The sequence below is a fragment of the Streptomyces sp. NPDC058701 genome (assembly GCF_042715295.1).
In the GTDB taxonomy this organism is placed as follows: Bacteria; Actinomycetota; Actinomycetes; order Streptomycetales; family Streptomycetaceae; genus Streptomyces.
Window position 1 is genome coordinate 1 of record NZ_JBHXSY010000069.1, and the last position, 23,265, is coordinate 23,265.

At 68.9% G+C, this 23,265-nt stretch carries 18 protein-coding genes and 1 pseudogene; 9 read left to right on the top strand and 10 right to left on the bottom strand.

Translation table 11 applies throughout. The features are described 5' to 3' along the window. Window positions 1–252: 252 nt before the first annotated feature. The 3 genes from ACFWW8_RS35840 to ACFWW8_RS35850 form a co-directional block, all read right to left on the bottom strand. Complete coding sequence (locus ACFWW8_RS35840; RefSeq protein WP_386536367.1) at window positions 253–654, bottom strand: histone-like nucleoid-structuring protein Lsr2; 402 nt, start codon at window positions 652–654, stop codon at window positions 253–255. A 1,210-nt stretch (window positions 655–1,864) separates the two neighbouring features. Further along, window positions 1,865–2,095: a hypothetical protein gene (locus tag ACFWW8_RS35845; RefSeq protein ID WP_386536370.1), complete on the bottom strand. Its 231-nt coding sequence runs from the start codon at window positions 2,093–2,095 to the stop codon at window positions 1,865–1,867. 597 nt (window positions 2,096–2,692) lie between these two features. Beyond that, entirely contained in the window at window positions 2,693–3,673 is a 981-nt protein-coding gene (locus ACFWW8_RS35850) for a tetratricopeptide repeat protein (protein WP_386536372.1), read from the bottom strand. A 989-nt stretch (window positions 3,674–4,662) separates the two neighbouring features. Here ACFWW8_RS35850 and ACFWW8_RS35855 point away from each other — a divergent pair. Then, entirely contained in the window at window positions 4,663–4,965 is a 303-nt protein-coding gene (locus ACFWW8_RS35855; protein ID WP_386536375.1) for a hypothetical protein, read from the top strand. Window positions 4,966–5,354: 389 nt separating this feature from the next. Here the strand turns inward: ACFWW8_RS35855 and ACFWW8_RS35860 are convergent, their stop codons facing one another. The 4 genes from ACFWW8_RS35860 to ACFWW8_RS35875 form a co-directional block, all read right to left on the bottom strand. Continuing rightward, complete coding sequence (locus ACFWW8_RS35860) at window positions 5,355–5,492, bottom strand: hypothetical protein (RefSeq protein ID WP_386536378.1); 138 nt, start codon at window positions 5,490–5,492, stop codon at window positions 5,355–5,357. Window positions 5,493–5,886: 394 nt separating this feature from the next. After that, window positions 5,887–6,957: an NUDIX domain-containing protein gene (locus ACFWW8_RS35865; protein ID WP_386536381.1), complete on the bottom strand. Its 1,071-nt coding sequence runs from the start codon at window positions 6,955–6,957 to the stop codon at window positions 5,887–5,889. Window positions 6,958–6,988: 31 nt separating this feature from the next. Beyond that, window positions 6,989–7,567, bottom strand: coding sequence for a class I SAM-dependent methyltransferase (locus ACFWW8_RS35870; RefSeq protein WP_386536383.1), 579 nt, complete (start codon window positions 7,565–7,567; stop codon window positions 6,989–6,991). Then, window positions 7,564–8,118, bottom strand: a complete 555-nt coding sequence (locus tag ACFWW8_RS35875; RefSeq protein WP_386536386.1) for a hypothetical protein — start codon at window positions 8,116–8,118, stop codon at window positions 7,564–7,566. The genes ACFWW8_RS35870 and ACFWW8_RS35875 overlap by 4 nt, the downstream gene beginning before the upstream one ends. A gap of 322 nt (window positions 8,119–8,440) precedes the next feature. On the opposite strand from ACFWW8_RS35875, the gene ACFWW8_RS35880 reads away from it, so the two are divergent. The 4 genes from ACFWW8_RS35880 (at window position 8,441) to ACFWW8_RS35895 (ending at window position 18,411) form a co-directional block, all read left to right on the top strand. Next, window positions 8,441–13,531, top strand: coding sequence for a beta-ketoacyl synthase N-terminal-like domain-containing protein (locus ACFWW8_RS35880; RefSeq protein ID WP_386536389.1), 5,091 nt, complete (start codon window positions 8,441–8,443; stop codon window positions 13,529–13,531). Between the two features lie 149 nt (window positions 13,532–13,680). Further along, the gene (locus ACFWW8_RS35885; protein ID WP_386536391.1) at window positions 13,681–15,975 is read left to right on the top strand and encodes a type I polyketide synthase; all 2,295 of its coding nucleotides are present in this window, start codon (window positions 13,681–13,683) and stop codon (window positions 15,973–15,975) included. Window positions 15,976–16,054: 79 nt separating this feature from the next. Continuing rightward, window positions 16,055–16,843 (top strand): thioesterase II family protein, encoded by a 789-nt coding sequence (locus tag ACFWW8_RS35890; protein WP_386536394.1) that lies wholly within the window; start codon window positions 16,055–16,057, stop codon window positions 16,841–16,843. Then, window positions 16,840–18,411 carry an MFS transporter gene (locus ACFWW8_RS35895; RefSeq protein ID WP_386536397.1) on the top strand — a complete coding sequence of 524 codons (1,572 nt, stop codon included), beginning with the start codon at window positions 16,840–16,842 and terminating at the stop codon, window positions 18,409–18,411. The genes ACFWW8_RS35890 and ACFWW8_RS35895 overlap by 4 nt, the downstream gene beginning before the upstream one ends. 161 nt (window positions 18,412–18,572) lie before the next feature. Here the strand turns inward: ACFWW8_RS35895 and ACFWW8_RS35900 are convergent. Beyond that, window positions 18,573–18,775 (bottom strand): annotated as a pseudogene (locus ACFWW8_RS35900) (cold-shock protein). Between the two features lie 134 nt (window positions 18,776–18,909). On the opposite strand from ACFWW8_RS35900, the gene ACFWW8_RS35905 reads away from it, so the two are divergent. Together ACFWW8_RS35905 and ACFWW8_RS35910 are read left to right on the top strand one after the other, a co-directional pair. After that, entirely contained in the window at window positions 18,910–19,218 is a 309-nt protein-coding gene (locus ACFWW8_RS35905; protein WP_386536414.1) for a DUF4352 domain-containing protein, read from the top strand. Between the two features lie 545 nt (window positions 19,219–19,763). Then, complete coding sequence (locus tag ACFWW8_RS35910; protein ID WP_386536400.1) at window positions 19,764–20,744, top strand: L-threonylcarbamoyladenylate synthase; 981 nt, start codon at window positions 19,764–19,766, stop codon at window positions 20,742–20,744. Window positions 20,745–20,763: 19 nt separating this feature from the next. On the opposite strand, the gene ACFWW8_RS35915 is transcribed toward ACFWW8_RS35910, so the two are convergent. After that, window positions 20,764–21,399 carry a carbonic anhydrase gene (locus tag ACFWW8_RS35915; protein ID WP_386536403.1) on the bottom strand — a complete coding sequence of 212 codons (636 nt, stop codon included), beginning with the start codon at window positions 21,397–21,399 and terminating at the stop codon, window positions 20,764–20,766. Window positions 21,400–21,750: 351 nt separating this feature from the next. On the opposite strand from ACFWW8_RS35915, the gene ACFWW8_RS35920 reads away from it, so the two are divergent. Next, the gene (locus ACFWW8_RS35920) at window positions 21,751–21,975 is read left to right on the top strand and encodes a hypothetical protein (protein WP_386536406.1); all 225 of its coding nucleotides are present in this window, start codon (window positions 21,751–21,753) and stop codon (window positions 21,973–21,975) included. A 141-nt stretch (window positions 21,976–22,116) separates the two neighbouring features. Here the strand turns inward: ACFWW8_RS35920 and ACFWW8_RS35925 are convergent, their stop codons facing one another. Then, the gene (locus tag ACFWW8_RS35925) at window positions 22,117–22,563 is read right to left on the bottom strand and encodes an SRPBCC family protein (RefSeq protein WP_383926160.1); all 447 of its coding nucleotides are present in this window, start codon (window positions 22,561–22,563) and stop codon (window positions 22,117–22,119) included. 272 nt (window positions 22,564–22,835) lie between these two features. Here ACFWW8_RS35925 and ACFWW8_RS35930 point away from each other — a divergent pair, with 272 nt between their 5' ends. Further along, the gene (locus ACFWW8_RS35930; RefSeq protein WP_386536409.1) at window positions 22,836–23,111 is read left to right on the top strand and encodes an isoamylase early set domain-containing protein; all 276 of its coding nucleotides are present in this window, start codon (window positions 22,836–22,838) and stop codon (window positions 23,109–23,111) included. Window positions 23,112–23,265: the final 154 nt, after the last annotated feature.

The window sequence follows — 23,265 nt, forward strand, 5'->3', positions numbered from 1 at the left end:
AACTTACTTGCGTGACCTGCGAAAACGTTAACTACCCGGCCTTGGGTCAAGGCCCCCAAACCGGTTACACCGTTTACTGGACAGACCCGTTCTCGATACAGTCCGCGGCGCTGCCGCTCCTCAGCATCCGTGAGGAGCACGGGCAGTGCGCTGACCGAGCTGGGACGTTAATTCCGCTGTCTGACTCGGTGCGAGAAGGGGCATGCCCTGGCCGGCCGGACGTCCCCGCGCTCCACGCAGCGGGAGGACCAGTCAGCTCACGACCCTGTCGAAAAGCTGCGCTCCGGTCCAGTTTTCCGCCCTGCCATGCACACTGGCTCTGACAGAAACCTCCGGGCTGGTCTTGTGCACCACTACGCGGCGTGCCGCCTCAATATACGGCGCGAGGCTCTCTCGCAGCTCAGCTGCCTGCTGCTCGTTCAGTTCAGCCACATAGCTCACGCCGTCCAGACCGAGTGAAACGGCCTCAGGGATCCCAGGCGCGTCAGCCAGGAGCCTCCGGATTCCCTCCGGAGGTACCGCCGCTTCCTCCAGCTTTGGCCGGACAGGAATCCGTTCTTCGGCGTGACAGCCACAACTGCACACATTGCCGGTAAGAATCGTTTCAGGGCATGAGTGATGATGTCCGGTCATGCACCATCCCAGCTTGCTCACTTCCTCACCGGCTTCCTCCAGCGCGCCTCAGCTAGCAGGTCGAGGATACGGCTTTCGGATCACACCGGTCTGCACGCATCGGGTGCGATGTCCTGCTGGAGGCGGCTGAATCCTGGTTCTGGATCACTTTCCGTGCCAGGGCCACGAAGCGTCACCGAAACCGCGATCATGAACCCTCGTGACTGACGCGCTCCTCCAAAGACCACTGGTTCCACCACCGCTGACGACGTCGTCCTCGACGCCATCGCCGTCCGCGGCGAACTGGTGATCGTCCAGGCCGCCGCGCGGTCCGGCCGAGCGCCATGTCCGGCCTGCGGGACCAGCCCGGCACGGGTACACACTCGGTACGTACGCCGCCTACAGGGGGAAGTCGGGCACCAGCCTGATGGTGGACGACGTCAATGCGGACGTGATCGCTCGGTGGGCCAAAGACCGAGAACACGTCATCGTAAGAACTGAGCTCCTACTTCGACCCTGATGCCAAGTACCTGCGCATTGATGCGGCGGGGACACACGCGTCCAGCTCTCTGGGAAACGACCGCTTCCCGAAAGCTCCCCAGGTGAAGGTGCCGATCAGCGATCCTCTCGCGGACCTAACGGTCCGGCTAGAGATCGGCGGCACGAGCTGGAAAGAGGGGACCCCTGGAACCGTCCGTACGATCCGCCTGTCCCCCGCCGGCACCGCCCACGACGCGGAGACCGGGGACGAACTCCCCCGTAACTGACCTCTTCACCACCGCAGGCCCGTGCCCCGAGACAGGGGGTACGGGCCGCTGTCATCCGCACCACCACTGACCCACGCTGCATTGGAGGGCGGGCCCATGATCACGGGCCCGCCCTCCGCGCGTCTGGGAACCGTGACCGCCCGGCCCGACCGACTGCGTCCGTGGTGACGGCGGTGATTCGGTCGGCCCGGATACGGGCGGGGCCGATCCGCAGCCAGACGCGGGAGCGCCCGGCGCTCACCATGAACGGGTCCAGACCGGGGACCGGAAGCCTGTTGGACGACTGATGTGAGCGGCGTTCATCCGGCCACGGTCCCAGAAGCGGGCGTGGGGCCGAATGGACACCCGCGTATCCCATCCAACCGCGCGCATGCAGATGGGGGCGCGGGCATGTACCAGCGGGCGAGGGTAGGCCACACTGGGCGAAACCTCCCCCTACGCCATCCGTACGCGATATGTGCGGTTCAGACGTTAGTCCTGTTTGGTCAGGAACTTCTCTCGGCCGAGTTGTCTTTGCGGTGGGGCGGGCGGCTGGTTGTACCGAGCACGCCACTGTCTCGTAGCTGGTCGAGGTACTCCAGTCCGCCTGGCCGGTAGAGCGGGGTGCTGTCGATGTCGGCTTCGGCGGCGCGGATCCGGCGGCCGGATTCGGTCCTTTGCGGGGGAGTGGCGGGAGCCTGTGGGCCGTGGCCCAGGAGTCGGCGTTCGATGCTCATGAGTGGTGATCGTACGGACGGGAGGTGTTCTTCCCGCGTCAGGGAGCGGAGCAATGGGGCGGTCGGGCACACGTGATGGAGTAGCAGTTACTCCGTGGGGTCATCCTGTTTCATGATCGAATGGGGCTGCGATCACATACTGGTTTCCCCCGTGGGTCGCTGTGGGCTGCCCGCGTCTGATGAGCTCGGCGCGAGCGGCCCGCATTCCCGGCCCATTGTGCCTTCTGGCGGCTGTGCCGGCGCGGACGCCACTGCGCCGGAGTCTCCCGCCCTGGGCGGGGCGGGCTGGCCGGGTCTGGCCGTGGCAGGCGGTCGTCCCCGGAGGGCGGAGGGCATGACGTTCCGGGGGTCTGCATGGCCGTGGGGACGGCCGTGCGGACCCCGCACTGCCGAACGGCAACCCTGCGTCTGAGGGCGTCGGGCGCAGCGTGGCGGTATGCGGCCGGCGCCCGGCCTGGTCCCATCGGCGCAGGCGACCGGACGGAGGGCGAGTCCTGCTCTTGGATGCCCGCGCACGTGGTCTGACTGAACTCTGGTTGCCAGATCGTGACCGCGCGATGGGGCCGCCGATGCCGGGAGAGCTTGCACTGTGTGCGTTTAACTGTCGTCCGTTGTGAGTGCCGAGATTGCTTTGTTGACGGCGATCAGGGTTGGGTGATCGGATGAAACGTTTGCTGTGAGAATTCTGTGTGCTTCTCGGTAGAGACTCAGGGCCTGCTTGGTGTGTCCTTGTTGATGGTGGATCAGTGCAAGGTTGTTGAGAGTGGGTGCGAGGTCGGGGTGATCGGAGCCTAGTTGTGAAATTTTTATCTTCAGGGATTGTTTGAACCGTCGCTTTGCTTCTTCTTCTCGTCCTCTCCGGTAGGCGAGGCCGCCCATGTTTCCGAGAGTCACGGAGACTTCGTGATGGCAGGGGCCGAGTTCCTTGCGAAATACTTCAAGAGCTAGTTTGAGTTCGGTTTCGGCTTCATCCAGCTGTCCCAGTTCGATCAGGATGGGGGCGAGTGCCGCGCGATCGGCGGCCACCAGCAGATGATCAGGCCCCAGGAGTGGTATCCGGATCTCCATGGCTCTGCGTGTCGGGGCTTCCGCGGCGGCGAAGTCTCTGCGGGCGTGGAAGAGGCCGCCGATGTTGTGCCAGACGAATGCTGTCTGGAGGTTGTTTCTGCCGTGCCGGTTTTCCAGGATGTTCAGGGCGCGCTGATAGTAGTGGGATGCCTGGTCGAAGTGGCCGATGTATTTTCCTAGCATGCCGAGTTCGTTCAGTACGGCTGCCATGGCGTCAGTTGTGGTCATGGCGTTGTGGATTGACTCCAGGATTTCCAGGGCCTCGCGCAGCAGATCCTCTGCCTGCTGGTAGTGGCCTTGGGCTCTGCTGAGTGCCCCGAGGCTGGTCTTGACCGTCGCGAGGAACGTGCGGGTTTCGGTGTCCACGGGGAGTGTTGCGGCCAGCTGTTCTACTTCCCGGAGCATGTTGGCGGCTGCCGTGCGGTGACCTTGGTCGCAGGCCCTGCGCGCGTCTGTGAGGATCTCGTTGAGTCTGGTCAGGCTGACTGCAGAGTGTTTGGTGTCTGACATGCCCTGCCCTCGCCTTGGGTGACAAGTGGGAGACGCCCTGGCCGGTGTGTCCGTGGCCAGGGCGTCAGCTCAAATCGGTGAATCCACGGTCATCGTGTGTTCCAAAACGATTCCTACAGCCCCAGAACGATCTCGTTGTGGTTGTGGCTCAGTCCCCGGTCTCCATCACAGACCAGAGTGGCGGCCGGCGAAAGGCTGGAACTGCTGCCACCAGCCCCCAGGACCGTGATTTGTGCGTAGTGGTCGACATTCCAGTAGTATAGGGAGACCTGAGCGCCGCGGTTGTTGTAGACGGAGAGGGCGGCTGGAATGCTGGTGCAGCTGTCAACTCCGAACGTGCTGGTGTTGGTCTGCGAGCCGGACCCCGCAGTTCCTGTCCACGTACAAACCGCTCCGCTCGCGGAGCATCCAGTGGCATGCGCCGTGCCTACGGGAAGAAGGGTGAAACAAGCCGCTCCGAGAGCAACCGAGAGTGCCGCAGCCACCTTGGACTTACGCATCTTCTGCCTCCGCCAACCAATGATGATGTTTCTGGACGTCCACAAGGCAAGAGATCGCCATGTCAGCCGGACCCGGCATAACGTTCATCGGGGAGCAAGGTTAGACGCCTACCCACATGGCTTTTTCGGTCTCATGTAGATGGGGTAGTTCTTGCTCTGTCGGAAGTACAGCAGAGCGCGCCAGGCTGCCATCCGAGTAAACGTTACCTATTTTCGACGCCTCACTACTCAACTTGTGGATGCCGGCCACGGAGCCCCCACCTAGAAGGGCGGGATCTGCCTGCTCAGCCGCACGACGGGTGGCCCAGGTGGCAGGAACGGGAGACCGGGGGACGGTGAGAGTGGCGGGGAAGGGTTGCAGCGGGGGATGCAGGAGTGGGCGGCTGTCGTCGGTGTGAGGTGACCCCCGGAGTGTGGACACAGGGGTTCATGCTGCGAGTGAGAGTTTAGTTGCCTTAGTACCCGACGACCCGCAAGCGGGGCGTCCGCATGCGCCCCGGTTCCCTGGACGACCGGCTTCAGGAGCTCGCGGAACGCGCCGGCGTCCCGTACATCGACGGAATGAAGGTGACGAGCCACGGCTGGCGGGCCGGGGCCAACACGGACATGATCGCGGCCAGCGTGCCGCTCGCCGAGCGGAACATCGCCGGTCGGTGGGCGTCCGGCTCCCACACCGCCGACACCGTGTACGGCCGTCAGCACGGGCTGGGCACCCGCGACCCGCTCGTCAGCGTGCCGCTGTACGGCGGACCAGCGCGCGCGATGGTGGCAGGCGCTCGGGCAGGCGCCTAGCCCTCGCCTGCGGTCGCCGGGCGAACCCGATGGCAGGTCCGCGTGAAGCGCTAGCGAGTCGTACTTCGGTTCGTGGACGGCGGCCCTGCGGTCACCGGCGAGGTGGGCCTCCCTCAGTGCGGCCGAGCACACCTACAGCTCGTGGATCCACCTCTACGGCGGACACCCCACGGCCCTCATTCGGCTCATTGAGGACCACGACCGCGTTGAGCGCGTCATGAAGCGGTGGTCTCGGGCGAAAGGCGAACGCGCCGAGTAGCGGAGGGCTGGAGGCTGGAGGATTCGCACGCCGGGGAGGGAATGGACCTGCCAGGATGGGGGCCCGTTGCTTGTCGCAAGGAGGCCCAATTGATCAGTTCAGAGGCCAAGGGCCCCAAGGTACCGCCTAGCTATCCGCCGAAGACGCCACCGCCGCAGCAGAAGCCGGTTGAGGCCCCGCGCCCCCAGCCGGTGACGAAGCCGAAGACACAGATCGCGGTGCCGCGGCCGCGCATGATCGTGCGGAACCGGCGGACGGCCGCGCTCACCTTCCGAGCTGACCAGTGGGCGCCGGCGAAGGCGTCCCGCCAAGCCGTGGAGATCGTACGCGGCTGGGGCTACCCGGCCTTGAACGAGACCGACCTCGAAACGGCGGTGACGCAGTTCGTTACCGCCGCCGTCTCCGACGGCGGGAAGCGGATCAGCGTGCACCTCGGCGACCAGGAACAGAAGGTCTTGGTCGCCGTACTCAGCCACGTCGCCGGCGACCCGGACGATTCCGTGCTCGCCGAAGTCGCCGCGCTGACCACTATCGACTCCGCCGGTACAGACAGCTCGGAGGACGGCCGTCGGATGTGGGTCGTCCTGGACGTCGCTTTCCGGCGACAGCGGCCCGCCCTCCCCTATGCCGAGTTCAGCTCAGGCGTATGTGAGGGGAGCGCATCATGCCGATGCCGTACGGCATGTCAGTGCAGTACGGCAGAGTGTGTACGACGAGGCAGTGGGGTCCTCCGCACTGGTGGGGGTGCCGGTCCAGCGGGTGACGAGGACGGGGACCGTGATCCGGACGACGTCGCCCACCCAGTCCAGGAGTGTGCCCAGCACGTGTACGGCATCGGGGTCGGCCACGATGCCGGCCTCCTCGTGGAGTTCACGGATAGCGGCCTCGGCAAGGCTTTCGCCTGGCTCCACGGTTCCGCCGGCGAGCTCCCAGGCTCCGCGGCGGTGCAGCCCGAGCAGGACGCCCTGCGGGCTGTGGACGATCACACCGACGCCCAGCGCTGCCGTCGGTGCCGGTGGCGCGCTGCTGTGTGGGCGGCTCGGTACCCGCTCGGGGCGACGGGCAGCGTACAGCCGGTAGGAGACCGTGCTGTGCGGCTGCGGGGAGTCGATCGCGGTGACCGACTCCATGATGAGGCCGTGCTCGTCGAGGAGGTCCTCCCACAGCTGCGGAGTCAGCGTCCACATGTTCACGGGATGGTCGTCGGTGGTGCCGGGCAGCCGCAGGATCTCGGGCCGCGCAGCTATCTGGGTAGCGGGGCCGACGCCGGCAGCGTTCGCGTGCAGCGCGGAGAAGAGCAGGCGCCCGCCGGGCCGAAGGGCGTTCGTGAGGGCTGGCAGGAGCCGGGCGGGGTCCAGGTACGGGACCGAGCAGACGGAGTAGATCAGGTCGTACGGATCTGAGTCCTGTAGGTGATCCACGGCATCCGCGCACATCAGGCGCAGGCCCGGAGTCTGCGGGTATCGGGCCAGCGCACGCTCGTGCTGTGCGAGGGAGGCGTCCACGGCGGTGACGTCGGCGCCCGCGGCGGCCAGTCGGGCGGCATGCCGTCCGAGACCGCTGCCGAGGTCGAGGACCCGCAGTCCCGACACGTCGCCGAGGACCTCGATTCCGGGCCCGGTGCCCTCGATTCCCCAGTTCCACTGCTCCAGTTCGGGCAGCTCGATCCCGCGGGCGATTTGGTGTGTCCCGTAGGTGTTCCAGATTGCGAGGGTGTCCTTCTCGGCGGTCAACAAGTCCTCCTTCAGGAAGCGGGGCCGGAGTTCAGGTGCGCAGGGCGAAGCAGCGGAGCACGTCGAGGTCGGCGGTCTGGACGCTGGACCAGCCGGAGGTGAGGAGTTCGGTCTCGGCGGGGCTGATTCCGAGGCTGTGGAGGGGGTCGGTGCCCTTGCGGCGGCCTGCGATTTCGGTGACTACCCAGAAGAGTCCTCCGGGTGCGAGGAGGTGGCGGACGCGGCTGAGGAAGGCCCGCTTGTCGTCCATCCACCGGTAGACCAGACGGCAGGTGATGACCGCGTACGCGGGATCCGGCAGGGTCGTGAGGTCGCCGTTGGTGATATCGGCGTACCGCCATGCCGGCCCTGAGCCGGGCCGTGTGTCGTGGGAGGCGGCGAGTTCTACGGCTGTGGGGGAGATGTCGATGCCGGTGGTGCGGTATCCACGTTCGTGGTGGAGGTGGCGGGCCAGGGAGCCGTCGCCGCAGCCGATGTCGAGGGCCGGGCGCCCGCGGCCGGCGCCGAGGCGCTCGTCCGTCAGGTGGGCTTCGGCACCGTCCAGGTGCCGGTACCGCCGGCTCCCGGCCCACAGCGCCTCCCAGTAGTCGGCGTTCACGATCGTCGTCACGATGCTCCTTCACGGGCGGGCGGCACGGCGGTCGGCGAGAGCGGGACAGGCATGTCCCGCAGCGCGGGGACGGGGGAGAGGAGCAGGAGGACCACGGGGACGGTCGGGAGGACCGCGCCGACGGCGAGGGTGACGCGTACGCCCAGGAAGAGGACCAGGGCACCGGCGACCGCGGCGGCGACGGGTCGGGCCCCGGCGGTGAGCGTGGTGTTTGCGGCCTGCATGCGTCCCTGGAAGCGTGGCTCGCACAAGGTCTGTCTCACGGACCTCTGACTCGTCCCGGAGGCCGTTGCCCAGAACAACTGTGCGGCCAGCGCCACTATGAGGACGATCTGCCAGGCGAGGCCGGGTCCGGCGAGCAGGAGAGGGATTTGGGCCAGCGGGCTGACAGCGAAGCCGATGACGATCGTCGGCCCGATGCCGATACGGGAGGAAATGCGCGGGGCGAGGAGCGCCCCGGCCAGGCTGCCGGCCCCACCCACCCCCATCATCACGCTGAACGCGCTCGGGGACATGCGCAAGCTGGTCAGCAGGTTTGTTGTCGCACTCACCGTGTCCCCCGCAGGTCGTGTCGCTTTACGGGAGAGCTTGCTCTCGAGCGTGTGTTGCGCCACCGCGAGCCGTCATGTCTCGTTCCTCTCTCCGGATCGTGATTGAGATCACGCCCCGCAGGGGCGGATCGGCCGACGGCTGCCTAGCCCATCAACTCGGCCCACTCGTACGGCAACGTGCGCTCAGACGCAGGTGCTCAAAGCCATTGGCACAAGATCGTCGATCAAGCGCGACTTGTGCAGCTGTGAGCCGTTATACGGGCGGCCCCCGCTTGTGTTCGGGGAGGTCAGTCCTCTGCTGCTTACCTTCTGGAGCTTCTTCGTGACTGTGGAAAATCAAGCTGCTGAGCCGCTTCCAGGCTCGGTGTCCGGTGGTCTGTCGGGAGATGCGGTGGCTGTGGTGGGCGTCGGCCTGCGTCTTCCGGGTCGGATTCGGACCTTGGACGGGCTGTGGGCAGCCCTGGAAGGGGAACGGGATCTGGTGGGGGAGGTTCCCGCTGCCCGGTTCGATACCGGGGCCTTCGTCGCAGCCGGCGCTGGGCGGGCGGGTAAGTCCTACACAGCTGCGGGCGGGTTCCTCGATGATGTGGCGTCCTTCGACGCCGGCTACTTCGGTATCGCGCCCAAGGAAGCCACCCGTATCGATCCCCAGCAGCGGCTCCTGCTGGAGTGCGCGGTCGAGGCGTTCGACGACGCCGCGATCGACCCGGCCACGCTGGCCGGCAGCGACACAGCCGTGGTGATCGGGGTCTCCTCCCATGACTACTCCGATCTGCAAGCGCGGCGGCTGCGCACGTACAACCCCTACACCATGGGGGGTTCGGCAGGGTGCAATACCGCCAACCGCCTCTCGTACGTGTTCGACTTCCAGGGGCCCTCGAACGCGGTGGATACCGCCTGCTCTTCGGCTCTGACAGCGGTGCACCAGGCGTGCGAGGCGCTGCGCACGGGCCGAAGCCCGCTGGCGATCGCCGGTGGGGTAAACGTTTTGCTCAGTCCCGCGGGTTTTGCGGGTTTCTCGGCCGCCTCGATGCTGTCGCCGACAGGGCGGTGCCGGCCGTTCTCGGCGTCGGCGGACGGGTATGTGCGCTCGGAAGGCGCGGGGGTGCTGCTCCTGAAGCCGTTGTCAGCGGCGCTGGCGGACGGGGACCGTGTGCATGCGGTGATCCTCGCGAGCGGCATCAATGCCGATGGCCGGACTGCCGGTCTGGCCTTGCCCAGTGCCCGTTCACAGGCGGCGTTGCTGGAGCGCGTGTATGCGAGCGCGGGCATCAAGCCGAGTGATGTGGCGTACGTGGAGGCGCATGGCACGGGGACTCAAGCGGGCGACCCGGTCGAGTGCGAGGCCCTGGGGCGCGCCCTGGGCGCCGGTCGTACCGGCGGTCCGCTGCTGGTGGGATCTGTGAAGTCCAACATCGGGCACATGGAGTCCGCCGCGGGTGTGGCAGGTCTGCTGAAGGGGCTGCTGGTGCTGCGGGAGGGCAGGATTCCTCCGACGCTGCACGGCGTGCCGCAGAACACCGCGATCGATTTCGCCGGTTTGGGGCTGGAACCGGTTGTCGAAGCGCGGCCGCTGCCGGAAGCCGGTAGGGGTGTGGTGGGCGTCAACTCCTTCGGCTTCGGCGGCGCCAACGCCCATGTCGTCTTGGCCGCGCCCCCCGCCCCCGCCCCCGCCCAGTCGTCGGGCCGGAAGGTGGTCGGGCAGGGCACCCGGCTGCCGGTGGTGGTCTCCGCCCGCACCTCGTGGGCGCTTCGGGACGCCGCACATGAGTGGGCCGCTCACTTCGAAGACCAGGCGCAGAAGCCTGCCGAGGGCGCCGACCGGCGTTTCTACGATGACGCGTTCACCGCCAGCCGCCGTAGGGCTGGGCGGGAGCAGCGCATCGCCGTACTTGCCGAAGGCGCCCTTGACGCGGCGGCCGCTTTACGTTCTGTCGATTCGAGCAAGCCAGCTGTGGCAGTCGCCGTGGAGGAAGCGGTCGTGCGTGGTCGCGTGGCGTTCGTCTTCAGCGGAAACGGTGCCCAGTGGGTTGGGATGGGGGCCGAGTTGCTGGGCGGGGACGCGGCCTTCGCTGCCGAGGTGGCGGCGGTGGATCGCGAGTTGGCGCCTTTGCTGGGCTGGTCGGTGCAGGCGGAGCTGGCGACGTCGGCGGATCCCGGGCGCTGGGAGCGGACCGAGGTGACGCAGCCCCTGCTGTTCACCGTGCAGGCTGGTGTGGTGGCAGCGCTCGCCGCGCGCGGGATCGAGCCGGTCGCAGCCATGGGGCACAGCGTGGGCGAGGTCGCGGCAGCCTATTGTGCGGGGGCGCTGACTCGATCGCAGGCGTGCCGGGTGGTTGCCGAACGCAGCCGCGCCCAGGCGGCGACGGCGGGCGCGGGCCGTATGGCGGCGGCAGGTCTCGGCGCGGAGGCGGCGCGGAAGCTGCTTGCCGACAACGGGTACGCCGAACGCTTGGTGGTAGCCGCCGTCAACTCGGATCAGGATGTGACGATCGCGGGCGAGGCGCAGGCGTTGGAAGCGTTCGGTGCCCAGCTGGATGCCGAGGGCGTCTTCTTCCGTGACCTGGGCCTGGACTACGCCTTCCACACCCCTGCGATGGACAGGATCCAGGAGCCGCTGGCCGAGGCGCTGGCCGGCCTGCGTCCGGAGAAGTGCCGTATCCCGCTGATCTCCACCGTGACGGGGCGCTCGGTGGAGGGCACGGAGCTGGGTGCGGCGTACTGGTGGCGCAATGTGCGCGAGCCGGTTCGCTTCGCTGAAGCCGCCGGCGTGCTGGTCGACGAAGAGCTGCAGTGCGACGTGCTGGTGGAAGTGGGCCCGCACCCCGTGCTCAGCGGATACCTGCGTCGTGTGGCGGCGAACAACGCGCAGACCGTCGCCGTCATCGCGACGCTCTCTCGCATCCAGCCGGGCCCGGCAGCCCTCGATGTGGCACTCACCCGTCTGCTGGCCGTCGGTGCGCAGGTCGACTGGAAGGTCTTCTTCCCGCAGCGGGGTGCGGTGACGGATCTGCCGGCCTATCCGTGGCAGCGCGAGCGGCACTGGAACGGCGACCCGGACTGGTGGCTGGAGGAGTCTGGGCAGCAGCCCTCCACCGCGGTGCGACAGCCGCTCCTAGGGACTCGCCAACCGGTCGCGGAGCCCGTATGGCGACAGCAGGTCGATCCGGATGCTCTGGCGTGGATGGCCGACCACACCGTCCAAGGAGCGGTGGTGTGGCCGGCGGCGGCCTACACCGACATGGCACTGGCCGCCGGCTTCGAGGTGTTCGACGCACCCGCCGAGATCACCGGCCTGACCTTCGACAGGGCCCTGGTGCTGCCCTTCGACGACCCGGACATGGACGTTACCCTCTCAACAAGCCTGGGCGCTGATGGTGCCTTCGCAGTGAGCAGCCGCAGCGGCGAGAGCCAGGACTGGAACGAACACGCACGCGGACGCGTGCGGCGTCTGCTGCGCGACCAGCCGCACTCCCTCGACCTCGGCGAAATCCGCTCCCGGATCACCGGCCTGCTGTCCCCCGTCGAGCACTACGCCGCCTGCGCACGCGCCGGCCTGCCCTACGGCCCCGCTTTCAGGCCGCTGACCGCCCTGCACACCGGAACGGGCGAGATTCTCGCCCAGTACGCGGCAACGATGGAGGCGGCTCCCGGCCACCGAGCCCACCCGACTGTTCTCGACGGTGCCTTGCAGGCCGGTATGCCCCTGCTCGCAGCCGTCAGCGACGACGCGTGCCCCTATCTGCCCTCGGGAATCGAGACGGTGCGCTGCTGGCAGCCGATGCCTGAAAAGGGGCTTGTTCACGTGCAGGCCCGGCTGGTCACGACGCAGGAAGCCGTCTGGGACATCACTATCAGCGACGCCGACGGAACGGTCGCCCTGGAACTGCTGGGCTGCCATCTGCGCCGCTTCGAGGCGGGCGCCAGGACCCGGCCCCAGCAACTGACCGAAGTCCTGCGCGCCGCCCCCCTTCTAGGAGAGCCCGTACGGCCGGCGCCTTTGCCGACGCCGGAGGATGTCTTCGCCGCCTGCGCACCAGAGATGGCCACGCTCACCGACGCGTGGACGGAGGGTCCCTACGACCAGTTCCGCACGAGGGTCATGGAGATGACCGGGCACTTCGCCGGCGCCGCCGTACGCGAACTGCTACCGGGTGCACAGGAAGTAACGGTGGAGGCGCTCATCGCCTCCGGCGCGGACGTCAAGTACACCCAGCTCCTGCGTACCCTCCTGGGCACGGCCACCGAGCACGGGGTGCTGCGAAGTGAGGGACCGGGCCGCTGGCGCCTGGTGAGGGACCCCGCGCCGGAGCCGCTGTTCGCAGCTCTGCTCGGTGACTTCCCCGGTGAGGCCGCGACGTCGCTGGCCTACGGGGCATGCGGACAACACCTCGCGCGCGTCCTGCGGGGGCAGAGCGACCCCCTGGAACTGCTGTTCTCCGATGCGGATTCCATGGCCAACCGCTTCTACGACGGCGCGCCCATCCTGGCCTACCACGGCCGGCTCGCGGCGACGCTGGTGGCAAGCGCCATTGCTAGCTGGCCCAAGGACCGGCCCCTGCGCATCCTGGAAGTCGGCGCGGGCACCGGCGCCACCACGGCCGCCATGCTGCCTCACCTGCCGTGCGAGCGTGCCCACTACACCTTCACCGACATCTCCTCCGCCTTCTTCCCGCAGGCCAAGAACCGCTTCGCCGCCTACGACTTCGTCGACTACCGGGTCCTGGACCTCGAATCAGACCCCGTGGAACAGGGATTCACCCCTTCCTCCTTCGACCTTGTGGTGGCCTCCAACGTCCTGCACGCCACGACCGACCTTGCTGCCACGCTGCGCCGCGTCGCGGATCTGCTGGCCGACGGTGGACACCTGCTGGCAGTGGAGAGCCACAGTCACGAAGCTCTCGCACCGGTCTTCGGGCTGCTGGACACGTTCTGGTCAGCGACCGATCGTGAGCTGCGCCCCGACGGCCCGCTGCTGGCACACGACCGTTGGGAGGACTTCCTGCACGACTGCGGGTTCACCGGCACCGCCCAGACGGGAGACCCCGCGTCGTACGCGCTGAGCGACCACTCAGTCCTCCTCACCGCCCGGCGTCCTCGCTCCCACGCCCCCGCCACAGCGCCCCGCATCGAAGCGGCCCCCGCCCGCCGGTGGCTCGTGAGCTCCCTGCCTGGCCAGCGGCAGGAACCGAGCCCGGCACAGAGCTCGGTGGTGGCCGCCCTGCGCGACCGCGTACCGGCCGCTGCCGTCCAGACGACGTCTCTCGACGACACCACCGCGTCGTGGAAGGGTCTGCTGTGCTCGGAGCAGCCACCGACCGACCTGGTTCTGTTCACTGAGGAGGGCACCGCCGCGTCACCGGCCGAGCGACCGACGCAGCGGTACGCCACCTGGCGGTCTTCCGGGCCCTGAGTGCCGCCTGCAAGCAGCGCACCGATGCCCGTGACCTGACCGTGTGGCTGATCGCCAGCAGTTCCCAGACCGCCGTGTCGGCGCCGCCTGCGGCGGAGCATGGCGGCGCGTGGGGAGGAGCGCGCACTCTGGCGAACGAGCACCCGGAAGTGACGGTCCGCAGGATCGCCCTCACGGGTGGGCGCGGTGAAGGGCAGCACGAGGAGCTCGCGGAGCGCGTGGTCGGGGAGTTGCTGGCCCGGCCGGAGGAAGACGAGGTACTGCTCACCCCCGCCGGCCGATTCGCCACTGCTGTCCGCCCCCTGTCCCCGCCTGTGACCGGGAGCGGTTCCAGCAGCTACACCCTCACCCTGGACGACCCCGGCCTCCATTACCGGCTGGCCTGGCGGCCCGCCGAGGTGCCCACACCCCACGCCGGTGAGATCGTGATCGCTGTCGCCGCGGCCGCCCTGAACTATCGCGACATCATGATCGCCACAGGCCGCGTCCCGGCCGTTGCATCCAGCCGGATGCCGCACACCGCGGACGTCGGCCTCGAATGCGCCGGAGTGGTCAGCGCCGTGGGACCTGGCGTCACCCACGTCGCCGTCGGCGACCGCGTGGCGGGGCTGGCGCAAGGCTGCTTCGGTACGCACGCGCTCGCACGCGCCGACCGGGTCATGCCGCTGCCTGCGGAGTTGAGTTTCGCCGCTGCCAGCACACTGCCCGTGGCGTTCGCGACGGTGCACCACAGTTTGAACCACTTGGCCCGTTTGGCTGCCGGCGAGACGCTCCTCGTTCATGGAGCTGCCGGCGGGGTGGGGCTGGCCGCCCTGCAGTACGCGCGTCGCGCCGGAGCCCAGGTCATCGCGACCGCCGGCACACCGGCCAAACGGGACCTGCTGCGTCTGCTGGGCGTCGAACACGTGCTGGACTCACGCCGACTCGACTTCGCCGAGCAGGTCAAGGACCTCACCGGCGGAGCGGGAGTCGACGTCGTCCTGAACTCGCTCGCCGGGGAAGCCCTGGTGCGCAGTGTGGGCTTGCTCAAGCCCCACGGCAGGTTCCTCGAGCTCGGCAAGCGCGACTTCCTCCTGGACAGTTCGCTGCCACTGGCCCCCTTCCTGCACAACCTGACGTTCTTCGGGGTTGATCTCTCCCCCATGATGAGCGGGCCCTCACTCCTGATGGACCAGCATCTGAGCACCCTCACCAAGGCCGTACACGCCGGCGATTACACGGCGCTGCCCTACCGCAGCTACCCCGCCCACCGCATCGACGAGGCGTTCACCAACCTCCAGCACTCCCGGCACACCGGCAAGATCGTGGTCACCTTCGACACCGAAGTACCCGTACGCCGCCCCGCCGGCCGGCCGGTACTGGACCCTGACGCCACCTATCTCATCACCGGCGGCCTCGGCGGATTCGGCGCCGCGACCGCACGCCACCTGGCCGCCCGGGGAGCGCGCCATCTCACCCTGATCAGCCGCCGCGGCAACAGCGCACCCGAAGCCGCCCAGCTCCTGGCCCACCTGCGCGGCTGCGGCACCCACACGACCGTCCATGCGGCGGACATCAGTGACGAAGCCGCACTGCGCCGGGTGCTGGACGACGTCGACACCTCCGGGCGCCGGCTGGCTGGCGTCATCCACGCCGCCATGGTCCTCGATGACGCACCCCTGGCCGAGCTGAGCGACGACCGCCTGCGCGCGGTCCTCGCACCCAAGATGACCGGCGGCCTGCTCCTGGACACCCTCACCCGCGAGCGCTCACTGAACTTCTTCGTCGTCTACAGCTCGGCCGCCGCCCTGGCAGGCAATATCGGGCAGGCGGCCTACGTCGCGGGCAACCTCGTCCTGGAAGGGCTGGTCCGGGCCCGGCGAAACGCAGGTCTTCCCGCCCTTGCTGTCCAGTGGGGAGCCATCACTGACAGCGGATACGTACACCGCACCGGCCGCTCCGAGGAGATGACGGCGATCGGCCTCGGTCATCTCACCGCCGCCGATGCCCTCACCCGCCTGGACGAGCTGCTGAGCCACCCCGACACGGCCACCGCGGCCGTCGGCTTCTTCGACTGGGACAGGCTGCAGCAACATGTGATGCCCACCCTGACCGCCCCCCGCACGGCCGGCCTCCTCAAGGGCCGCCGCGACAGTGACACCGCGGACCAGTGGCGGGACACGCTGGCCGCCACCAGCGCCGACGAGACCGTCCGACTGGTCGAAGACAAGCTCGCCGAACTCCTGGCCGTCGTCCTGCAGACGACCCCCGAGCGCATCGACCGCTCCCGTCGGCTGGACCTGCTCGGCGTCGACTCACTGATGGCCGTCGAGCTGTCCAGCGCGATCAGCACGAGCATCGGATGCGACCTGCCCGTGGTGGAGCTGACCGGGGCCGGCCATCTGACCGACCTCGCACTGCGCGCCCTGGCTCGCCTGGGCAACCGCGCCCACACCGGCAACTGAACTCCCCCCGGGGCCGCACCGAGCCGGTACGGCCCCGGGCCCCTCACCTGCCCCTCGCCTTCTGAACGGACACACAACCGTGGCACCGCACCGTCCCCACCCCGGCCAGCCTTCCCTGGCCTCGCTCACCGACCGGCCCGCCGCAGCACTGCGACTGCTGTGCCTGCCGCCAGCAGGCTGCGGACCCAGCTTCTACCGCCCCTGGGCAGAGCACCTGCCCCAATCCGTAGACCTGTGGGCCATCCGGCTGCCCGGCCGCGGCGCTCTCGCCGACCAGGCCTCCCTCACCGACCCCCACCACACCACCACGGCCATCGCGGACCTGATCCACCAGAGCGACGACGACCGGCCGTTCGCACTGTTCGGCCACAGCCTCGGCTCCCTGCTCGCCTACGAGACCACGCGCGCCCTGGTCCGCGCCCGCCACCGCACGCCCGTACTGCTCGCACTCTCCGCCCTGCCCGCACCCCACCTGGACGCCTTCGTCACCGCACTGTCCGCGGTCCTGCTGGACGGCAGGGAAGGCGCCGCCAGGCTCCTCGGCCCCATCCCCGACGAACTCCTGAACGAACCCCAGATCCTCGCCGCCGCCTACACCCCGATCCTCGCGGACCTGCTTCTCGCCCTGCAATACCGGCACCAGCCCGAACCACTGCTGGACCTCCCCGTCACCGTATACGGCGGCCAGGACGACCCGATCGCCCCCATCGAACGACTGCGCACCTGGGGCGACCTCACCACCCAGCCCGTATCCCCACGGCTCTTCCCCGGCGCGCACAGCTACCCCGACCAACAGATCCGCGCTCTGACCGACCGGCTGTGCAAGGACCTGCACGCCGCCGCCCGTTACACCGTGGCGACACCATGAACGTCTCTGTGACCCGGACGAGCGAGGTTCATCGCTGGGCGGCGACACTCACGGTGTGCCTCGGCCTGTTCCTGCTCGCCATTGACCTGACAGTCCTGAACGTCGCCGTCCCCGACCTCCACACCGATCTCCAGCCCTCGATGTCGCAGATCCAGTGGATCATCGACGGCTACGCCCTCGTCCTCGGCGGATGCGTGCTGGCCACCGGCTCACTGACCGACCGCATCGGACGCCGCCGGGCCTTCACCACCGGACTCCTGCTGTGCGCCACGGCCTCACTCCTCGGAGCCCTCGCGCAGGAACCGGAGCAAGTCATCGCGGCCCGCGGAGCCATGGGCGCCGGCGCCGCCCTGCTGATGCCCGCCACGCTGTCCATCATCCACCAGCTCTTCCCCGAGCCCGAGCTACGGCGCCGAGCGATCGCCCTATGGACGGCAGTGATCGGCGTCGGGGGACTGACCGGACCGGTACTCGGCGGCTGGCTCGTCGAACACTTCTCCTGGCGCGCCGCGTTCTGGATCAACCTGCCCGTCGCGGCCATCGCCATCACGCTCGCCCTCATCCTCGTACCGGAGTCGCGCGCACCGCGCACCCCCGTCGACTGGCCCAGCATCATCCTGTCCGCCGCCGGGCTCCTCGCACTCGTCTGGGCGTTCATCGAAAGCCCCACACACGGCTGGACCAGCACCCCCGTCCTCACCGCCTTCGGAGCAGCAGCCCTCCTACTCACAGGCTTCATCGTGCGCCAGCACCACGCCCGGTTCCCGATGCTTCCCATCCCCCTGCTGCGCATCCCCTCGATCAGCATGGGTGCCGCGGCACTGGCACTGATGTCCTTCGCCTGCTTCGGAGCGCTGTTCGTCGTCACCCTCTACCTCCAAGGCGTGCTCGGCTACACCCCCTGGCAGGCCGGGGTACGAACCCTGCCGCTCCCTGCCGGGCTCGTACTGGGAGCAGCTGCTGCCCTGCCGCTCGGAGCACGGTGGGGAAACCGCCTACCGATCGTCACGGGCCTGCTCATCACCACAGCCTCGTTCGCCGTTCTGGCGACCACAACCGCCACCTCCGGCTACGGTCACCTGCTCGTCTTCCAGGCCGTCGCCGGCGCGGGAGCCGGACTGACCGTCGCCGCAGCAACGGAAACGGTCATGGGAGCCACGCCCGGCGAGCAAGCCGGCCTCGGCTCAGCCATCAACGACGCCACGCGACAAGTCGGCTCAGCCCTGGGCGTGGCCGTACAGGGCTCCCTCCTGACCACCCTCTACAGCGACCGGCTCAGTGACCGGCTCACAGGCACTGACGTGCCCGCGCATCTTGCCCGGGCCGCCACTGAAAACGTCCTCGCCCCGCTTACCCTCGCGCCCCGCCTGCCAAGTCCCACACGCGAGCACCTCCTCACAGCAGCCCGTGAGTCCTTCACCGAAGGACTCACCCACACCGCCCTCCTCGCCGGACTAGTCACCCTCCTCACTGCCGCGGCAGCCGCATACTGGCTGCCCACCCGCCCCACACACCTCCACCCCCAACCAGCCGTTCCCGACCAACCGGCAGCCTTGACCAAACTGTGAGGTTCCGCCCGCAGGCACCTGAATGACCGCTCACCCGGACGGCCCGCCGTCCGGGTGAGATACGCGCCATAGAAAAGAGCCCGGCCGGTAGTAACGGCCCGGCCGGGCTTTTCACAGGGCGAGCGCCAATGAGGCGACGGCGCCTGCGGAACAGGCGAACGTCAGGCGGGGGTGATGTTCTCCGCCTGGGGGCCCTTCTGGCCCTGGGTGACGGCGAAGTTCACCTTCTGGCCTTCCTGAAGCTCGCGGAGCCGGAGCGGGCGATGTTCGAGTAGTGGGCGAAGACGTCCGGGCCGCCGCCGTCCTGCTCGATGAAGCCGAAACCCTTTTCGGCGTTGAACCACTTAACGATGCCGCTGGCCATGTGTCCTCCAAGGGGACTCGAAATCGGTCCCGCACCGTGCGGGGAACCGGAGGTGATCGCCCTGGCCCACACCATCGCCGCCTGCCACGGTAGGGACCAGCATCGACCTCACCGGAACGGGGGACGGCGAGAAGCTGGCGGTCACCCTCGTGAAGGTCGTCGACCCGGCCGGCGCGAAGAACGAGTTCGCCACCCCGGTGGCGGGCACACGATTCGTGGCCGTCCAGTTCCGTCTGAAGAACACCGGCACCGCCGTCTACAAAGACTCCCCCGGCAACGGGGCCAGGGTCGTGGACGCCCAAGGCCAGCAGTTCGACACGGCGTTCTACCCCAGCAACGCCGGTGCGAGCTTCCCCGGCAGCATCACCGTCGCACCGGGCGACACGGGACTGGGGTTCCTCACCTTCGAGGTGCCCAAAGCCTCCAAGATCACCAAAGTGTAGTTCTCGATGAACAGCGGGTTCTCCCCGAATACCGGCCAGTGGAACGTGTCCTGATCACGCTGAACTGGGGGCTCGGCAGTCCGGCAGGCCGCCTCGGAGGCGCCCTGGTCGGCGGGCGGCGAGGCGCCTCCCGCGACCATCAGTCAGCTCACCTGGGGCTGATCCGTAGGTCCGCTGGCATATGAGTGGCGGGCACCGCTCCGCCGGTGTGGCAGGTACTCGGACGAAGGACATCGGGTGTGTTCTGGTGAGGCCTGGTCGCCCCGGGAAGGGCGGCTGCGGCTCACCGCCCCCCGCCTCCGGGGCTTGCCGTCACGTCGCCGGCCCCCGGGGCGGGGAGAGCGAGCCCCGAAGTGGGCTGATCCGACGTGGCCCGACCTCGGGACTCTTCCGGGTCTTGCGCAGGTAGTGGCCTTGGTCGGCGCGGCTCATGGCGGTGGACCGCCGGGCCCGGTCGGCATGATGAGGTCCGTAGGGTGTGCGTGCTCTTGTCGTCATCTGCCGGCGAGGCCATGGACGTGGGAGCGGAACAGTGGAGTACTGCGATGGTGACGGCAACGACCAGTGACATCGAGCAGGCGGCCGAGGTGCTGCGCGCCGGCGGTCTTGTGGCCCTTCCGACCGAGACCGTCTACGGTCTCGGCGCGAACGCCGAGGACCCCGCCGCCGTCGCGCGCATCTTCCAGGTGAAGGGGCGTCCACCCTCCCACCCGCTGATCGTGCACGTCGCCGCCGCGGAGCACCTGGCGGACTGGGTCGAGAGCGTCCCAGAGACTGCGCTCCTGCTGGCCGAGCACTTCTGGCCGGGGCCGCTGACCCTGGTCCTGCGGCGCGGCGACCAGGTGCCGCTGGAGGCGACGGGTGGGCTGGAGACGGTGGCCGTGCGCGTGCCCGACCCCCCTGTCGCCCTCGCGCTGCTGTCGGCCTTCGGTGGCGGCGTCACGGCCCCGTCCGCGAACCGTTTCGGCTCGGTCAACCCCACGACGGCCTACCATGTCCGTACGGAGCTTGGTAATGCCGTCGACTTGGTGCTCGACGGCGGCTCGTGCGAGGTCGGCGTCGAGTCGACCATCGTTGATGTAACGGCCGAGACCCCGAGCATCCTGCGGCCCGGCGGGGTGACGCGGGAGGACCTCGAAGCGGTGCTGGGGCGCTCGATCGCGGTGCCTTCGACGAGTCATGTCCGGGTGCCGGGCCAGCACCCATCGCACTACGCGCCGCGTGCGCGGGTTGTCCTCGTCGAGCCGGAGCAGGTCGTTGCCGAGGCCGAGCTCGCGCAGGGGCTGGGGCACAAGGCCAGCGTGTTTGTGCCCGCCTCCTTCGCCGGCGCCCCGGTGAAGGCGCACGCCGTGACGACGGTCCCCGGCTCAATGGACGCCTACGCGCACGGCTTGTACGGGTTCTTGCGCGAGCTTGACCAGCAAGGATGCGACCTCATCGTCGCGTCCCTGCCGCGCGAGGAGGGGCTGGGGCTGGCGATCGCCAACCGGCTTCGCCGGGCTGCGGGGCCCCGGCCCTCCCGGTGAGCGGCCGCGCCCGGGACGGTCAGGACGCGGTGGGAACCGCCGCGTCGACGCCGCGGGTGGCGACGAGCTGTGCACTGCCGTCGGCCAGCCGGTAGGACAGCCCCACCACGGCGAGGCGGCCGTCGGCGACCCGTTCGGCCAGGACGCGGGAGCGATCCAGCAGCAGGTCCACGGTGTGCTCGATGTGCTCGGCCAGGACCTCCTCGGGCGTCTCGCGTCCGGCGGCGCGGGCTGCCAGCACGCTCGGGGTCACCCGTTCGACGACGTCCCGGACGAAGCCGCCCGGCGTCTGTCCGTCTTCCAGGGCGGAGCAGGCTGCGGCGACGGCGCCGCACGAGTCGTGGCCGAGGACGACGACCAGGGGCGCGTTGAGGACGCTCACGCCGAATTCGATGCTGCCGAGCACTTCCGTCCCGGCGACGTGCCCGGCGGTGCGGACCACGAACAGGTCGCCCAGGCCGCGGTCGAAGATGATCTCGGCGGCCAGCCGGGAGTCGGAGCACCCGAACAGCACGGCGAAGGGCTGCTGGGACGGTGCGGTCTCGGTGCGGCGGGTGGAGTCCTGGTTCGGGTGCTCGGGGCTGCCGGAGACGAAGCGCTGGTTGCCTGCCATGAGCAGCTCGAAGGCGTCGCGGGGCGTCTGGGTCTCAGTCATGGCCGCAGCCTACGAGGCGGCACCGGCCGTCGCTGCGACCGGTCCCGCCGTAAGGCACCCGGTCGGGCGACGCTGCCGGCCCCTGCATTACCCCCAGGCGCCGGGCGTGGGCGCCCTCGAGGCGGAACCTCAGCGCCGTCGCCGGCCTGCTAGACGCCGGGCTCCTGGTCCGCGCAGGGGACAGCACTGTCGTCTTGGCCGATGACGTCTGGTACGGCCTCCACCTCACCGACCCCGACGACGCCAGTCCCTACCTGGCTCTACTTCCGCACCCACTGGCCCAGCTATCTATCAACGTCACACCGGGAACGGTGACTGGCTTGACCCCGGTACGGGCCACACCCTGGACACATGGACAGTGCCCCCATCGTCGTGCACCCGCCGTCCCTAAGCGGCGGACGTCGGGTGACCATGCGCCGTCATGACCGCGAGGAGGTCCTTGGTGTGGCCTACTCCGACCATGACCTGGTGGTTTTCCTCGAAGCGGCTGGGGTGGTCTCCCCGGAGAACGTGCTGGAGGATCCGCAGCTGGTGCAGTGGAGTGGCGCCGGCGCGCACGAATGGCGCGCCGCCTGAAGCGGCCCTTGGCGGGAAGACAGGCGCCGCGCGGCTCGGTCAGCCCCCGGCCGGAATTCCGGTGGCTGCCGATCAGGGTCCCGGCGGCTCGTGGCCCGCTCGCCGTCGTCTCTGCACACCGCGGGCTTGTGCCGGCGTGGGTCAGGCTTCGCCGCGCCAGGCGCCGGTGGTGCCGCGCTCCTCGATGAACTTCTTGAACCGCTGGAGGTCGCCGGTGACCTTGCGGTCGATGAAGCCGAACTTGTCGGCCATCGTCTCTGCCAGTCCGTCGGGGTCGCAGTCCATGCGCAGGGTGACCTCGGTGCGGGCGGAGTCGATGGGTTGGAAGGTGACGACGCCCGACTGCTCGGTCTCCCGGCCGACGGTGACCCAGGCGATCCGCTCGTCCGGGCTCTGCTCAGTGATCTCGACGTCGAACTCCCGATCCACCCCGCCGATCTTGGTCACCCAGTGGGTGAGAGTGTCGTCGACCTGCTCGACACGCTGCACGCCGTCCATGAACAGCGGGAACGTCTCGAACTGGGTCCACTGGTTGTAGGCGGTACGGACGGGGACGTCAACCTCGATGGTTTCCATGACCTGGGACACGGTTGCAGGGTTCCTTCCGGTAGGGGCCGCGGTGCGGCCCGTTGATCTGGGACGGTGGATACCTGCCCGCTGGCCGCGTCCACCTGCCGGCTGGGCCGGTGAACCGCTCGGACGGACGCTCGCCTTCGACGAGCGGGCGGCCCCGGATCAGGTCGCTGCGGATCGTGGCGGGCGAGTGTGGTGATGCCGCCGTGTGGCGCGTCGCACGCCGTTGCGTGGGGCTGGCCCGGACGATGGGTGCGATCCGATCCCCCCACCGTGAGGAGTGCGCCGTGCTGGAGCGCAAGCCCGTCAAGGACCGCACCGAGGTCACCTTCGTCCTGCCCGCCGACATCCCGTCCGGGCCGGTCAGCGTGGTCGGTGATTTCAACGACTGGCAGCCCGGTATCCACACCCTCACCCCTCGCAGCGACGGGACCCGCGCGGTGACCGTCGCCCTGCCCGGCAAGAGCGAACACTCCTTCCGGTACCTGGCAGCCGGTGACTACTGGTTCAACGAGGAGAGCGCCGACAGTCACGACGGCGTCAACAGCCTCCTGCGCACCTGAACCAGACGAGCACGCCACGAAGGCAGGGCCCGGCCCGTACAAGCTCCGCGCCGAGGCAGGGGCCCTGCCCTCCCGGCGCCGGCGCATGCTGGGAGGGGGACATCCACGGCTTGGGAGGATGAGGACGTGGACCGGCAACCGGACATGCTGGAGA

What these genes read in the sequence shown, in the direction of transcription:
- ACFWW8_RS35845 (WP_386536370.1), bottom strand. Translation starts at nt 2,095, where the DNA reads ATGAGCATCGAACGCCGACTCCTGGGCCACGGCCCACAGGCTCCCGCC.
- ACFWW8_RS35850 (WP_386536372.1), bottom strand. Translation starts at nt 3,673, where the DNA reads ATGTCAGACACCAAACACTCTGCAGTCAGCCTGACCAGACTCAACGAG.
- ACFWW8_RS35855 (WP_386536375.1), top strand. Translation starts at nt 4,663, where the DNA reads ATGCGCCCCGGTTCCCTGGACGACCGGCTTCAGGAGCTCGCGGAACGC.
- ACFWW8_RS35895 (WP_386536397.1), top strand. Translation starts at nt 16,840, where the DNA reads ATGAACGTCTCTGTGACCCGGACGAGCGAGGTTCATCGCTGGGCGGCG.
- ACFWW8_RS35910 (WP_386536400.1), top strand. Translation starts at nt 19,764, where the DNA reads ATGGTGACGGCAACGACCAGTGACATCGAGCAGGCGGCCGAGGTGCTG.
- ACFWW8_RS35915 (WP_386536403.1), bottom strand. Translation starts at nt 21,399, where the DNA reads ATGACTGAGACCCAGACGCCCCGCGACGCCTTCGAGCTGCTCATGGCA.
- ACFWW8_RS35920 (WP_386536406.1), top strand. Translation starts at nt 21,751, where the DNA reads ATGGACAGTGCCCCCATCGTCGTGCACCCGCCGTCCCTAAGCGGCGGA.